Origin of the sequence: Paractinoplanes bogorensis, from assembly GCF_018829635.1 — a bacterium.
GTDB lineage: Bacteria > Actinomycetota > Actinomycetes > Mycobacteriales > Micromonosporaceae > Actinoplanes > Actinoplanes bogorensis.
On record NZ_JAHKKG010000006.1, the window covers coordinates 368,617 to 382,847 of the forward strand.

Sequence of the window (14,231 nt, forward strand, 5' to 3'; positions counted from 1 at the left end):
CCTCACGGTAACGCCGGGAACGCCTCCCCGCCGTTGAGCCGATCGATCAGCTTCAGCACCGCGTCGCGCCCGCCGCCGGCGTCGAGCCAGCGCTGCACCCGGCACGCCGCCCGCGAGTAGACCTGCGCGTCGGAGCCCGCCGCGTCGAGCCAGGCCGGCAGCGTCTCGGGCAGCGGGCCCTCGTACGGCGTGGCGCAGTGCGCACCCAGATAGCGCGGGTCGCCCGAGACCACGACGGCCAGCCCCTCGTCGAACCACTGCGGCACCTCGCCGTCGAGCCGCCGGTGCAGTTCGACGTGCGCCATCTCGTGCGACGCGATCACGGCGTCGAGCCCGCGCGGCGACAGCATGACGGCCCGGTTGAGCACGGCGATGCCCTTCTCTCCGCCGCCGCCGATGCGGTCGTAGCAGGCTTCGGTGAAACACGCGACGATCCGCGGATCGGACTCGCGGCCGCCGTAGAACGCCTCGACCCGCCGCCGCGCGTCGGACGCCAGGTCAAGCAGCTGCCGCGTCTGGGCATCGGTCAGCCCGCGCTCGCTGTAGACGCCGTCACTCACCCGGGTCAGTCCGTAGCAGCCGGGACACGCGGTCGCCGCCGCCGACGGATAGGCGAACGCCACCCCGCCGACCGCCGCCGCCAGCAGAACGACGACACCGACGAGAAACCACCGCCCCCGAAATCTCACCCGGCCAGTGTGCCGGGCCGCCGGGAACAACGCGTCAGACCACGGGTGGAAATCAAGAAGCCCGCAGAGCCTCCAACACGCCCGCCTGCGCGACCGCGTCCTCCCTCCCGATGGAAGGCGCGACACCCTCCGAGATGGACCGCGAGGCGTTCTCGAACTCGAGCCGATAAGGATCCGTACGGGAAACCGGAAGCCTTTCGCCGTTGACCTCGAGGTAGTCCTCCGAGCAGATCCACGGATCGGGAATCGTGATCCGGCCGCCGGTACCGATCAGTTCGAGCTCGTCGCGCCGCGGGAAATCGAGCGCCACGTCGAACTGCGCCAGCACATCGTCCGGCAGCACCATCGTCGCGGCCATCCGCAGGTCACCGCCGTCGGCCCCGGGCGCGGTGTCGATCACCCGGGCCGCCGAGAAGCTCACCGGCTCGCCGCCGAACAGCCGGATCGCGCTCACGCAGTAGCAGCCGAGATCGAGCAGGGCCCCACCACCCAGTTTTCCCGTACGCCGTATGTCGCCCGGCGGCACATCCACGGTGAGCGCCGTCCGGATCAACGCCAGCCGCCCGATCACGCCCTCCGCCACCAGCCGCCGGGCCAGCGCCGTGTGCGGGTGGTGCCGCCACATCAGACCCTCGATGCACAGCTTGCCGGCGGCCTCGGCGGCGTCGAAACACGCGGCGGCGTCGGCGGCGGTCATCGCGAACGGCTTCTCGCACAGCACGTGCTTGCCCGCCCGCAACGCCCGGATCGTCCACTCGGTGTGCATCGCCACCGGCAGCGGAATGTAGACCGCGTCCACCTCGTCGTCGGCCAGCAGCTCGTCGTAGCTGCCGAAGCTGCGCGGCACCCCCAGCTCGGCGGCCCACGCCGCGGCCCGAGCGGCGTCGCGACCGGCGATCGCGGTGAACAACCCGGGATTCGCGGCGGCGACGACCCGCCCGATCCCGGCCGTGGACAGGATCCCCCAGCGAACCGTCATGACAGCCGGCTCTCCTTTCCGAGTGAAAGGTGGCGCGCGAAGGCAGCGTACGCGGAAGGGTTGTGCAGTGCCGCCGACGTCGAGAGCTGGTCGTAGCGCAGAGTCCACCGTGGATCGTCGCGGACCTTCGGAAGGCCCAGGCGGTCGGCCTCGGGATCGCTGACGTAGAGGTCGGGAACGTGCGCCGAGACGATGGCGGCCGACGGATCCACCGCGCGTACGGTCTCGCGCAGCAGCGCCGCCGCCCGTTCCGGAGCCTCGAGACCGGGGAAGCGCGGCGTGAAGTTGAGCTTGGTGTCCCAGAAATAGGCGAACGGCACCTCGGGGCAGTGGTCGAGCCGCATCGACTCGTCGCCGGTGCGGAACCGGAACCGGATCGAGCTCTCGCTCAGCGCCGTCCGGATCCGGCCGAACTGCCGCTGCACCAGGTCGATCGCGGTCGCCTTCTCGTGCGCGCCGGCCGTCGGGGCCACGTGGAAATGGGTGGCCAGCGCGGTCGCGAACAGCGGGTCGAACGGCACGGCCAGGTGCCGCATCGCGTCCGAGATCCACACCAGGGCCTGCGCCTTGGCCCGCCCCGCCAGCAGCAGTTCGACCAGTCCGGGCCAGTCGTCCTGGATGCGCCGCGCGGGCCCGTCGACCCGCGGCCGATCCCACGCGACGCGCAGATAATCGCCGCCTTTGAAGAGAAAGCCCGTTTCCCCGTACGCCCCCTCGCCGTCGACAGCCGCATCCACCCCGGCGTCGAACGGCTCCGCCATGCCCGGGATGCCGGCGATCGGCCGAGGATAGTCGCCGTCCGGTTTCTCCTCGGCCCAGTCGTAGCGGGCGTACTGGTCGCCCCGGAAGAAGTAGGCCTTGCCGTCCCGGGTGGCCCGGCCGTTGAACGCCGCGTCCACGCCCTGGCCGTTCACGCCGGGCAGCGACCACGCCGACAGCTCGCCCAGGCCGGCGTCGCCGAGGCCGGTGGTCAGGTCGACGCGGGCGTAGCGCGCCCCGCGGAACTGGTAGCCCTTGCGGCTGTGGTGGCCGCGGCCCTTGAGCGCGGCGTCCAGCCCCGGACCGGGCCCGACCGGCGAGAACGGCCGCCCGAAGCCGAGGCCGGCGACCGCGTGCACGCCGTCGTTGACCCGGTGGTGCGCGTAGTCGTAGACCACGTAGTGATCGGCCAGAAAGAACGTCGCCTCCAGTGAGCCGTCCGCGTTGCTGCGTGCCGCGTCGATGTAGCGCTCCGCCATGAGCCGCCTCCGGGTAGCACCAAGACCCCCGCTGCGCAGCGTATTGGTGTGGCTACCCGGAGAATGTCGGCTGAACTGCCGGACTCGGCTGACCGATCAGCGCATTGCCGACCCGAGTGATCCACGTCTGTTGGACACTGCAACGAACCCGTACGAGGCTGTAGGCGTGTCTTCTACCTACGCCGCCGCGGCGGACCGCTACGCATCCATGGAATATCGCCGCACCGGTCGCTCGGGCCTCAAGCTGCCCGTCGTGTCCCTCGGGCTCTGGCACAACTTCGGCGACGACCGGCCCCTGGAGACCCAGCGGGCCATCCTGCGCCGCGCCTTCGACCTCGGGATCACGCACTTCGACCTGGCCAACAACTACGGCCCGCCGTTCGGTTCGGCCGAGCTCAACTTCGGCAAGCTGCTGGCCCAGGACTTCGCGCCCTACCGGGACGAACTGGTCATCTCGACCAAGGCCGGCTATGACATGTGGCCCGGCCCGTACGGCGAATGGGGCTCGCGGAAATACCTGACCGCGTCGCTCGACCAGTCGCTGAAGCGGATGGGCCTCGACTACGTCGACGTCTTCTACTCGCACCGTTTCGACCCGGAGACGCCGCTCGAGGAGACGATGGGCGCGCTCGACGCCGCCGTCCGCGCCGGCAAGGCCCTCTACGTGGGCATCTCGTCGTACTCGCCGGAGAAGACGGCCGAGGCCGCGGCCATCCTGCGCGATCTCGGCACGCCGCTGCTGATCAGCCAGCCGTCCTACTCGATGCTGAACCGCTGGATCGAGGGCGGCCTGCTCGACGAGCTCGACCGGGTCGGCGCCGGGTGCATCGCGTTCTCGCCGCTGGCCCAGGGCATGCTCACCGACCGCTACCTCAACGGCGTGCCCGAGGGTTCCCGCGCGACCGAGGACAAGTCGCTCACCCCGGACTGGCTGACCGACGAGAACCTTGGCAAGATCCGGGCGCTGAACGACCTGGCCGGCCGCCGCGGCCAGTCGCTGGCCCAGATGGCGATCGCCTGGGCCCTGCGCGACCCGCGGATGACCTCGGTCGTGCTCGGCGCCAGCAGCGTCAAGCAGCTGGAGAACAACGTGGCCGCGCTCGGCAACCTCAGTTTCACGCCGGACGAGCTGGCCGAGATCGACAAGCACGCCACCGAGTCCGGCATCAACCTCTGGGCCCGTTCCAGCAGCGACTCCTGACGGCGGCTAGGCCAGCAGGGCCTCGCGCATCTGTTGACCGGGGTTGAGACCGGCGACGACGTGCGGGCCCTGCGGGTCGTAGATCTCGATGGTGCGGTTGGTGCGCATCAGTTCGCGTACGGGATCGGGAAGGGGTGGCTCGTCGCTCATCGCGGCGCGCAGGTCGCGTGCGGCCCCGATCAGGCGGACGGCCAGCTCGGCGGTGTCGGTGTCGGGGCGCACCCGGGCGAACTCCCAGCCCACCACCGTGAGGTCGAGGATCTCGAACAGCTGGGCCAGCAACGGACGGGTGGCGGTCTCACGCACGACCCGCTTGGCCTCGGCGCCGATCAGGGCGACGGCCGCACTGACCTGGATATACGGGTGCAGGCGGCGGGGCAGCTGGAACAGGTTCCAGCGCAGCTCCCGGCTCGCGTCCCGCCACAGCGGCCGGTAGTTGCGGCGGTCGGCGGCCCGGCCCAGCTGGGCGGCCTGGGCGTAGACGTCGGCACAGGCGTCGTCGGCGAACTCACCCACGATCGCGATCGCCGCCGCGAGCCCGTCCGGCGCGGCCCGCAGCTGGGCGAAACACGCGTTCGACTGCTCGCGGAACGGCTGGGGCAGGTGCCCACCGTAACGGCCCCGCACATCGTCGACGAGCGCCCGAACCTGCCCCGGGTCGGCCGGCTCATCGCCGCCGCCACGTCGGAACCACCGCATAGCGCCTCGTCCCCACCGCTGTCGATCGAAAGCGCGGCAATGCTACCCGGTGATATCCGCGCCGTGTGCGGATCTGTCAGGGTGTGGAGATTGTGACCGAACCGGCGGTGGAGTTCGCGGCGGCGACCGGGCCGCTGCGCCGCGAGATCGTGGCCCACTGCTACCGGATGCTGGGGTCGGCGGCCGACGCCGAGGACGCGGCCCAGGAGACGTATCTGCGCGCCTGGCGGGGGTACGAGCGGTTCGAGGGGCGTTCCACCGTACGGACGTGGCTGCACCAGATAGCCACCAACGTCTGCCTGCGTCAGCGGGAGAGGCGGTCGCTCCCGGCCGGCCTGAGCGGCCCCGAACCGGACTGGCACCTCCGGGCGCGGCCCGCGGCGCCGGAGGTTCGCTGGGTCGGCCCGTGGCCCGTCGACCCGGCCGACGAGGCGGCGAGCCGCCAGCAGGTGCGACTGGCGTTCGTGGCCGCGCTGCAGCACCTGCCCGCCCGGCAGCGGGCCGTGCTGCTCCTGCGCGACGTCGCCGACCTGCCCGCCCACGAGGTGGCCACCGCGCTCGGCACCACCACGGTGGCGGTCAACGGCGCGCTGCTGCGGGCCCGGGCGCGGCTGGCCCGCGCCGCACCCGACCCGGACGAGCTGAGCGAACCCGGCAGCCCGGCCGTACGCGAACGTCTGCGTCGCTATGTCGAGGCGTTCGAGCGGGCCGACGTCGCCGCGCTGACCGACGTGCTGCGCGAGGACGTCACGCTCGAGATGCCGCCGCACGCCACCTGGTTCGCCGGTCGTGACCGGGTCGTCGGCTTCCTCCGTACGCACGTGCTGGTGGAACCGGGCCGGTTCGTGGTGACCGAGGTGACGCCGCCGGCGAACGGGCAACCGACGTACGCGATGTATCTCGGCTCCGAGGCGCACGCGCTGCAGGTCCTCGACGTCGTGGGCGGCCGGGTCCGGCGGATCCACATCTTCCTGCAACCCGAACTGTTCCCACTTTTCGCCCAGCCGGTGAGCCGGGACGGCGGGCCGGATCTCCCTGGGTAAACCGAGGAGGCACCGATGAGAGCAATGACCGTGGTCGGCGGCAGCCGGGGACTCGGCGCGGGGATCGCCCGGGCCGGCCGGGACGCCGGCCTGAGGGTGACCGTCGTGGCCCGGGAGTCGGGGGACGAGCGGGGCGACGCCACTGATGAGACATTTGCCGAGAAGGTGCTGGCCACGCATCGGCCCGACGTGCTGGTGATCGCGGCCGGTGCGGTGCCGGAGATGCGGCCGCTGACCGAGCAGACGTGGGAGTCGTTCTCGGTCAACTGGAACGCCGACGTGCGGATCGCCTTCACCTGGCTGCGCGCGGCATTGCGGGCACCGCTGGCTCCCGGGTCCCGGATCATCGCCGTCGGCAGTGGGGCCGAGCTGCGCGGATCCCCGCTGAGCGGCGGTTACGCGGGGGCGAAGGCGACCGTCCGGCTGATCACCGGCTATGCGGCTACGTCCGGGATCACGACGACCACGATTCTGCCCGGCATCACGCCCGGCACCTCGATCGGCGAGACCGCGATTTCCGCGTACGCCGTCAGCTCCGGCTCGACGTCCGACGAGTTCCGGAGCCGGCTGTCCGCGCCGACTCCGGACGCCTTCGGCGCGAGCGTCGTCGCGCTGGCGGCCGAGCCCACCGTCGCCGCCGCGTATGTGCTGGACGCTGATGGACTACGGCCGCTCGCGGCGCAGCATGGTTAGGGTTCGTCTACTTGTCGAAGCTCGCGTAGTACGTCGCGGCCATGTCCTTGTCGCCGTGGCCCTGCTCGGTGGCCCGCCGGAACCGCTCGGCACCGGCCTCGACCAGGTCGAGCCGCACGCCGTGCGACCGGCCGGCCTCGGCGATCAGGCGCGCGTCCTTCTCGGCGGTGTTCACGGCGAAGCTGGCCGGCGACAGCTTGTCGCCCCGGGTCAGGCCGAGCTTGGTCCGCAGATAGCCGTTGTCGAGCGGGCCGCCCTCGATGAGCTGCAGAAACTTGTCCGGGTCGACGCCGAGCGCCTCGGCCAGCGACAGGGTCTCGGCGCCGGCGTGGGTCAGCGCCAGCACCCAGCTGTTGGCGACCAGCTTGAGCCGGGTCGCCTCACCCGGCTGGTCGAGCCAGACGGTCCGGGCGCCGACCGCCTCGAACACGGGCGTGACCGCCTCGCGGCTGTCCGCGGGCCCGGCCGCGAGCACGGTGAGCTGCCCCGCCTCGGCCGGCTGCCGGGTCCCGAGCACGGGCGCGTCGAAGAACACCAGGCCGCGCTCTTCGGCCTGCTCAGCGAGCCGGTCGACGTCCTCCAGGCTCACGGTGGTCGACTGCACCCAGATGGCGCCGTTCGGCACGGCCCCGGCTGCTGATGCCATCACTTCCCGCACGGCCCCGCCGTCGTACAGCATGGTCAGCACCACGTCGGCGTCCTTGACCGCGTCAGCCGGGGTGGCAGCCACTTCGGCCCCGTCGGCGGCGAGCGGGGCGGCTTTGTCCTGGCTGCGGTTCCAGACGCGCACGGTGTGGCCCGCCTTGAGCAGGTTGCGCGCCATAGCCGCGCCCATGATGCCGGTCCCGAGAACGCCCACGGTAAGTGTCATGCGCCCCATCCTTCCCCGGCGGCCGGGCCGCTGCCACGACTCTTCGGCATGCCGGCCCCGCGACCGCCGCATGGACCCTTCGCCCTGTGGACGACGGACGGTGGCTCGAACCAGCCTGTGGACGACGGACGGTGGCTCGAACCAGCCTGTGGACAACGTGGCGCCGTGCATGGCCTGTTCGGCCTACTCTCAGCCGCGTCCCTGGGTGGGCGGGGGAGGCGGCGGCTGCTCCGTGGATCTTGAAGCCGGAATGTCGTACCCCACGACCACAATGAGGGGGTGCTGACAGCGGTGGCGGTTGACGCGGACGGTCGAGGGGGCCGTCTGCAAGAGCTGCGCGCCGACGGCACGGTCGCCGGGCCGGTTCAGCACGTTGCCGACCTGGCGCGAGCGATCACTGACCGAGAAGCCGCCGGCGGTCCGCGTTGGGTGTGGGCGTCGACCGCCGAGATCTATCCGGGGCTGTTGCGGGCCGGGGTGCGGGTGGCCCGCTGCCACGATCTCGAGCTGACCGAGGCGTTGCTGCTGGGGCATGACGGGCGCTGGGGTGCGCCCCGGGCACTGCCCGCCGCGCGCGCCCGGCTGCACGGCCTGCCCGTCCCGGCTGATCCGCCGCCGCGGCCGGCCGAGCCGCCGGGGCATGCCCAGGGCTCACTCTTCGACACTCTTTCCGGCCCGCCGGCCGGTGGGTTCGACGCGCTCGAGGCCGTTCGCGAGGTCTATGCCGATCAGCTCGTCCGGATCGGTAAGACGGAGTTTCCGGGGCGCTTCCGGATGCTGGTGGCCGCCGAGTCGGCCGGTGCTCTGGTCGGGGCCGAGATGGGCCACACCGGTCTGCCGTGGCGGGCCGACCTGCACGATCAGTTGCTGCGCGAGCTGCTCGGGCCGCCGCAGCCGGTCGGGCCGCCGCGGCGTCTGGCCGAGTTGTCGGCCGAGATCAACGCGGCCTTCGGCACCTGGGGGCTGCACCCGGACTCGCCGGCCGAGGTGGTTCGTGCGTTCGCCCGGTCCGGTGTCGACGTACCCAACACGCGGGCCTGGGTGCTGAAAAAGGTCGACCATCCGGCCGTCAGACCGCTGCTCGAGTACAAGGAGCTCTACCGCATCTGGACGGCCCACGGCTGGTCGTGGTGCGAGGCCTGGGTCAGCGACGGGCGGTTCCGGCCCGAATACGTGCCGGGCGGTGTCGTCAGCGGCCGCTGGGCCACCCGGGGCGGTGGCGCGCTGCAGGTGCCCAAGGCGGTGCGCCGGGCCGTGGTGGCCGACCCGGGCTGGACGTTCGTGGTCGCCGACGCCGGTCAGCTCGAGCCCCGGGTGCTGGCCGCGGTCTCGGGCGACGAGCGCCTGGCCGCCGCGGCCGCCGCCGGTGACCTCTATGCCGCGCTCGCCGCCGACTCGTTCGACGGTGATCGGGCCAAGGCCAAGCTGGCGCTGCTCGGGGCGATGTACGGGCAGACCGGCGGCGCCGCCATCCCGGCCCTGGCCGTGCTGCGGAAGAGCTACCCGGTCGCGTTCGAGTTCGTCGAGCACGCGGCCCGCGTCGGTGAGTCGGGCGGGCTGGTGCGTTCGTGGCTGGGCCGCACCTGTCCGCCGTCCGCGGCGTCGCTGCGCGAGGCCGGGCTCGACCCGCCGGAAGAGGTCGCCGAGCTGGGCGGGGCCTCCAACCGGGCACGCGGCCGGTTCACCCGCAACTTCGTGGTGCAGGCCACCGCCGCCGAGTGGGCCCTGGTGCTGCTGGCCACCCTGCGGACGGCGCTCGAGGGCAGCCCGGCCGAAATGGTCCTTTTCGTCCATGACGAGGTCGTCGTCCACTGCCCGGTCGAGCAGGCCGAGCAGGTCGTCGCGGCCGTGCACGCGAGCGCGGCCCAGGCCGGGCGGCTGCTGTTCGGCGAGACGACCGTGCGCTTTCCGCTCGACGTCTCAGCAGTTGGCGCGTACGGGGAAGCGAAATGAGGATCGGGTACCTTTATGGGTCCGAAGCGAGAGGCGCTGCGACGGGGTGATGCCCGCCACGCTCGCTCGGGGAAACCGACCAAGGGCGCCTCCGTTGTACCGGAGGTGGTCGGTGTGGGAAGAAACGCGAGTCGGATCGCTGAGCTCAAGAAGCAGCTGAGCGAACGTGTCCTGGTGCTCGACGGCGCGTGGGGCACGATGCTGCAGGGTGCGAAGCTCACCCCCGCGGACTATCGCGGCGACCTGATCGGCCCCGACCACCCGCAGGACGTGACGGGCGACCCCGACCTGCTGATCCTCACCCGGCCCGACGTGATCCTGGACGTCCACCGGCAGTATCTGGCGGCCGGCGCCGACATCACGACGACCAACACGTTCACCGCGACGAGCATCGCGCAGGCCGACTACGGGCTCGAGTCGCTCGTACGGGAAATGAATGTCCGCGGTGCCCAGTTGGCTCGCCAGGCGGCCGACGAGGCGGGCGGCAAGTTCGTGGCCGGCTCGATCGGGCCGCTCAACGTGACGCTGTCGCTGTCGCCCAAGGTCGACGACCCGGCCTATCGTGCGGTGACGTTCGACCAGGTCAAGGCCGCGTACGCCGAGCAGATCGCGGCCCTGGTCGAAGGTGGCGTCGACCTGCTGCTGGTCGAGACGATCTTCGACACGCTGAACGCGAAGGCCGCCATCGCCGCCGCCCGCGAGGTGGCGCCCGAGCTGCCGCTGTGGATCTCGGTGACGATCGTCGACCTGTCCGGCCGGACGCTCAGCGGCCAGACGGTCGAGGCTTTCTGGCGGTCCATCGAGCGGGCCGAGCCGATGATCGTCGGCGTCAACTGTGCGCTGGGCGCGACCGAGGCCCGACCGCACGTGGCCGAGCTGGCCCGCCTCAGCAATGTCTATGTGGCCGCGCACCCCAACGCCGGGCTGCCCAACGCGTTCGGCGGCTACGACGAGACCCCGGAGCAGACGGGGGCGCTGCTCGAGGAGTTCGCCGAGGCTGGACTGGTCAACATCGTCGGCGGCTGCTGTGGCACCACTCCCGCACACATCGGACAAATCGCCCAGCGTGCCGCGGGTAAGACACCGCGCACCATCAACGCGCCGAAGGAGACGACCCGGTTCAGCGGCCTCGAGCCGTTCGAGATCGGCCCGGACACCGGCTTCGTCATGATCGGCGAGCGGACCAACGTCACCGGCTCGGCCAAGTTCCGCCGCCTCATCGAGGCCGGCGACTTCCAGGGTGCGGTCGACGTCGCCCTCGACCAGGTGCGCGGCGGCGCCAACCTGCTCGACGTGAACATGGACGCCGACCTGCTCGACAGCGAGCAGGCGATGACCACGTTCCTCAACCTGATCGCCACCGAGCCCGAGGTCGCCCGCATCCCGGTCATGATCGACAGCTCGAGGTGGAGCGTGCTCGAGGCCGGCCTCAAATGCGTGCAGGGCAAAGGCGTGGTCAACTCGATCAGCCTCAAGGAGGGCGAGGAGCCGTTCCTCGAGCACGCCCGCCGCATCCGCGACTTCGGCGCCGGCGTCGTCGTCATGGCCTTCGACGAGCAGGGCCAGGCCGACACCCGCGACCGCAAGGTCGAGATCTGCGGACGCGCCTACGACCTGCTGGTCAACGAGGCCGGGTTCGCTCCCGACGACATCATCTTCGACCCCAACGTGCTGGCCGTGGCGACCGGCATCAGCGAGCACAACGGCTACGCCAAGGCGTTCCTCGAGGCGCTGCCACTGATCAAGGAGCGGTGCCCCGGCGCCCGGACGAGCGGCGGCATCTCCAACCTGTCGTTCTCGTTCCGCGGCAACGACGTGGTCCGCGAGGCGATGCACTCGGCCTTCCTGTTCTACGCCGTGCAGGCCGGCCTCGACATGGGCATCGTCAACGCCGGCCAGCTCGCGGTCTACCAGGACATCCCGGCCGACCTGCTGGAACTGGTCGAGGACGTGCTGTTCGACCGCCGGGAGGACGCGACCGACCGGCTCGTGACGTTCGCGTCGACGGTCACCGGCAAGGGCAAACAGCGCGAGGTCGACCTGTCGTGGCGCGAGACCCCGGTCGGCGAGCGTCTCTCGTACGCGCTGATCCACGGCATCGTCGACTACATCGAGGCCGACACCGAGGAGGCTCGTCTCGAGAAGACAAGGCCGCTCGAAGTGATCGAGGGCCCGCTCATGGACGGCATGAAGGTGGTCGGCGACCTCTTCGGCTCGGGCAAGATGTTCCTGCCCCAGGTGGTGAAGAGCGCCCGCGTCATGAAGCGCTCGGTGGCCTACCTCGAGCCGTTCATGGAGGCCGAGAAGGAGCAGGCCCGCCTCGAGGGCCGCGTCGAGTCGAGCCGCGGCCAGGGCAAGGTCGTGCTGGCCACGGTCAAGGGCGACGTCCACGACATCGGCAAGAACATCGTCGGCGTGGTGCTCGGCTGCAACAACTACGAGGTGATCGACCTCGGCGTGATGGTGCCGGCGGGCAAGATCCTGGACACCGCGATCAGCGAGGGCGCCGACGTCGTCGGGCTCTCCGGGCTGATCACCCCGTCGCTCGACGAGATGGTCGCGGTCGGCGCCGAGATGGAACGCCGCGGGCTCAAGCTGCCCCTGCTGATCGGCGGGGCCACCACGTCGCGGCAGCACACGGCGGTGCGCATCGCTCCCGCGTACGAGGGAACGACTGTGCATGTTCTGGATGCCTCCCGGGTGGTCGGCGTGGTCAGCGATCTGCTCGACCCGGACCGGGCTGAGCGGCTCGACACCACCAACCGGGCCGACCAGGAACGCCTGCGGGAGCAGCACGCCAACCGGCACGCCCAGCCGATGCTCACCTTCGACCAGGCCCGGGCCAACCGCGAGCAGGTCGACTTCACCGACCTGCCCACCCCGGTCTTCACCGGCGTCCGGGAGGTCCGGCCGACGATCGCCGAGCTCCGCGAGATGATCGACTGGCAGTTCCTGTTCCTGGCCTGGGAGCTCAAGGGCAAGTACCCGGCGATCCTCGATCAGCCGGTCGCGCGCGAACTCTTCGACGACGCCACCGTCCTGCTCGACAAGATCATCGCCGACGGCTCGTTCGAGGCCCGCGGCCGGTACGCGTTCTGGCCCGCGCACAGCGACGGCGACGACATCCTGCTCGACAACGGCGTGTCGTTCCCGATGCTGCGCCAGCAGACCGAGAAGCCGGCCGGCCGGGCCAACCGCTCGCTGGCCGACTACATCGGCCCGGCCGGCTCGGGCGACCACCTCGGCGGCTTCGCGGTGGCGATCCACGGCGCCGAGGAACTGGCGGCCAAGTACGAGGCCGAGAACGACGACTACCGCGCCATCATGGTCAAGGCCCTGGCCGACCGTCTGGCCGAGGCGTTCGCCGAGTTCCTGCACCTGCAGGCCCGGCGCGAGTGGTTCGAACCCGGCTCGGAGCCGGTGCTGGCCGACCTGCACGCCGAGCGGTTCCGCGGCATCCGGCCCGCCCTCGGCTACCCGGCCAGCCCCGACCACAGCGAGAAGAAGGAACTCTTCGAGTTGCTCGGCTCGGCCGAGATCGGCATCGGGCTGACCGAGTCGTTCGCGATGACCCCCGCCGCCGCCGTCAGCGGCCTGATCTTCGCGCACCCCGACTCGCGCTACTTCACCGTCGGCCGCCTCGGAAAAGACCAGGTCACCGACTACGCCCGCCGCCGGGGCATGCCGCTCGACGAGGTGCAGCGCTGGCTGCGCCCCAACCTGGCCTACGAGATTTCGTGAGGGGTATCGACGCTCTGCTGGCCCAGGCCCGCGACGGTGTGCGACGGCTCGACCCGCACGAGACGCGGGCGGCCGTCGCGGCCGGGGCCCTGCTGATCGACACCCGCACCGACATTCAGCGGCGGCAGCAGGGCTCGTTGCCGGGCGCGATCGTGATCGACCGTACGGTGCTGGAATGGCGCCTCGACCCGGCGTACCCGCACCGCATTCCCGAGGCCACTGCCTACGACCGCACGATCGTGGTGGCCTGCCGGCAGGGTTACAGCTCCAGCCTGGCCGCCGCGAGTCTGCGCGCCGTCGGCCTGACCAACGCCACCGACCTGGCCGGGGGAGTCGAGGCGTGGCTCGCGGCCGGACTCCCGACGACCAGCGATCCCGAGGACGTGCGTTTCTGATGCCACTGCTTTTCTCGTACGGAACCTTGCGCGACCCGGCCGTCCAAAGAGCCACTTTCGGCCGTACGCTCCCCGCCCGCGACGACCGCATCGTCGGCTACCGCATCGACATGCTCGAGATCACCGACGCCGAGGTCGTAGCGTTGAGCGGCCAGAGCCACCACCCCGTCCTGGTGCCCGGCACACCCGCCGACACGGTCGAGGGCTCAGTCTTCGACCTGACCGACGACGAGTTGCTCAGGGCCGACGAGTACGAGGTGGACGACTACCGGCGGGTCGAGGTCCCCCTGGCCTCAGGCGGCGCCGCCTGGGTCTACGTAGCCGGTTAAGTATCAGGTCGGGATCAGCAAGCCACGCGATGGCCTGTACCGCCTCACAACCGTTACGCACCCACCTGGCCGGCCTGCTGATCACCGCGCGGCCGCGTGGAAACCGGCTCCGACATGACCGAACCGGCCTGCAGAACCGGCCACGCGCCCCCCGCTGCCCGCGCCTGGCCACCGAGATTCGCGAAGCCGGCCCCGAGCTGCGACTGATCCGGCAAGAAGACAACCCGACCTTGCTCGAACAGCTCGCCACCGCGGCCCAACGCCCAACGACGACATCCGAAGCCGCCTTCGCCGTTCTTTGCGGCGCCACACCACTTACCCGCCGCCGGCGGACGCGCCGACTGTCACCGCGTCGACCAGGCCGACAAGCCCTGCAAGCCATCGCCCAGCACGACTCACC

Annotated in this window: 12 protein-coding genes; 7 read left to right on the forward strand and 5 right to left on the reverse strand. The window is 71.2% G+C overall.

The window, feature by feature from the left end; translation table 11 throughout:
• Positions 1 to 2: 2 nt before the first annotated feature.
• From KOI35_RS20835 to KOI35_RS20845, 3 genes are read right to left on the reverse strand one after another with little or no spacing between them, the layout of a single operon-like run.
• On the reverse strand, positions 3 to 689 hold the full coding sequence (locus KOI35_RS20835) for a hypothetical protein (RefSeq protein ID WP_215789171.1): 687 nt from the start codon (positions 687 to 689) through the stop codon (positions 3 to 5).
• A 52-nt stretch (positions 690 to 741) separates the two neighbouring features.
• Positions 742 to 1,668, reverse strand: coding sequence for a Gfo/Idh/MocA family protein (locus KOI35_RS20840; RefSeq protein WP_215789172.1), 927 nt, complete (start codon positions 1,666 to 1,668; stop codon positions 742 to 744).
• Positions 1,665 to 2,906 (reverse strand): hemopexin repeat-containing protein, encoded by a 1,242-nt coding sequence (locus KOI35_RS20845; RefSeq protein WP_215789173.1) that lies wholly within the window; start codon positions 2,904 to 2,906, stop codon positions 1,665 to 1,667. Before KOI35_RS20845 ends, KOI35_RS20840 begins: the two co-directional genes overlap by 4 nt.
• Positions 2,907 to 3,114: 208 nt before the next feature.
• On the opposite strand from KOI35_RS20845, the gene mgrA reads away from it, so the two are divergent.
• Positions 3,115 to 4,107 carry an L-glyceraldehyde 3-phosphate reductase gene (gene mgrA, locus KOI35_RS20850; protein WP_246613555.1) on the forward strand — a complete coding sequence of 331 codons (993 nt, stop codon included), beginning with the start codon at positions 3,115 to 3,117 and terminating at the stop codon, positions 4,105 to 4,107.
• A gap of 6 nt (positions 4,108 to 4,113) precedes the next feature.
• Here mgrA and KOI35_RS20855 read toward each other — a convergent pair whose 3' ends face one another.
• A complete protein-coding gene (locus tag KOI35_RS20855) occupies positions 4,114 to 4,806 on the reverse strand; it encodes a hypothetical protein (protein WP_215789175.1) in 693 nt (230 codons plus the stop codon).
• A gap of 92 nt (positions 4,807 to 4,898) precedes the next feature.
• Between KOI35_RS20855 and KOI35_RS20860 the strand changes: the two genes are divergently transcribed.
• Together KOI35_RS20860 and KOI35_RS20865 are read left to right on the forward strand one after the other, a co-directional pair.
• The gene (locus KOI35_RS20860; protein WP_308121088.1) at positions 4,899 to 5,849 is read left to right on the forward strand and encodes an RNA polymerase subunit sigma-70; all 951 of its coding nucleotides are present in this window, start codon (positions 4,899 to 4,901) and stop codon (positions 5,847 to 5,849) included.
• Positions 5,850 to 5,864: 15 nt separating this feature from the next.
• The gene (locus KOI35_RS20865) at positions 5,865 to 6,542 is read left to right on the forward strand and encodes an SDR family NAD(P)-dependent oxidoreductase (protein WP_215789176.1); all 678 of its coding nucleotides are present in this window, start codon (positions 5,865 to 5,867) and stop codon (positions 6,540 to 6,542) included.
• A gap of 7 nt (positions 6,543 to 6,549) precedes the next feature.
• On the opposite strand, the gene KOI35_RS20870 is transcribed toward KOI35_RS20865, so the two are convergent.
• Positions 6,550 to 7,584, reverse strand: a complete 1,035-nt coding sequence (locus KOI35_RS20870; protein WP_308121089.1) for an NAD(P)-dependent oxidoreductase — start codon at positions 7,582 to 7,584, stop codon at positions 6,550 to 6,552.
• A 108-nt stretch (positions 7,585 to 7,692) separates the two neighbouring features.
• On the opposite strand from KOI35_RS20870, the gene KOI35_RS20875 reads away from it, so the two are divergent.
• From KOI35_RS20875 to KOI35_RS20890, 4 genes are all read left to right on the forward strand, one after another.
• Positions 7,693 to 9,366 (forward strand): bifunctional 3'-5' exonuclease/DNA polymerase, encoded by a 1,674-nt coding sequence (locus KOI35_RS20875; protein WP_308121090.1) that lies wholly within the window; start codon positions 7,693 to 7,695, stop codon positions 9,364 to 9,366.
• 156 nt (positions 9,367 to 9,522) lie between these two features.
• Positions 9,523 to 13,107 carry a methionine synthase gene (gene metH, locus KOI35_RS20880; protein WP_246613558.1) on the forward strand — a complete coding sequence of 1,195 codons (3,585 nt, stop codon included), beginning with the start codon at positions 9,523 to 9,525 and terminating at the stop codon, positions 13,105 to 13,107.
• Positions 13,104 to 13,502, forward strand: coding sequence for a rhodanese-like domain-containing protein (locus tag KOI35_RS20885; protein ID WP_308121091.1), 399 nt, complete (start codon positions 13,104 to 13,106; stop codon positions 13,500 to 13,502). The genes metH and KOI35_RS20885 overlap by 4 nt, the downstream gene beginning before the upstream one ends.
• Complete coding sequence (locus KOI35_RS20890; RefSeq protein WP_215789179.1) at positions 13,502 to 13,831, forward strand: gamma-glutamylcyclotransferase family protein; 330 nt, start codon at positions 13,502 to 13,504, stop codon at positions 13,829 to 13,831. Before KOI35_RS20885 ends, KOI35_RS20890 begins: the two co-directional genes overlap by 1 nt.
• Positions 13,832 to 14,231: the final 400 nt, after the last annotated feature.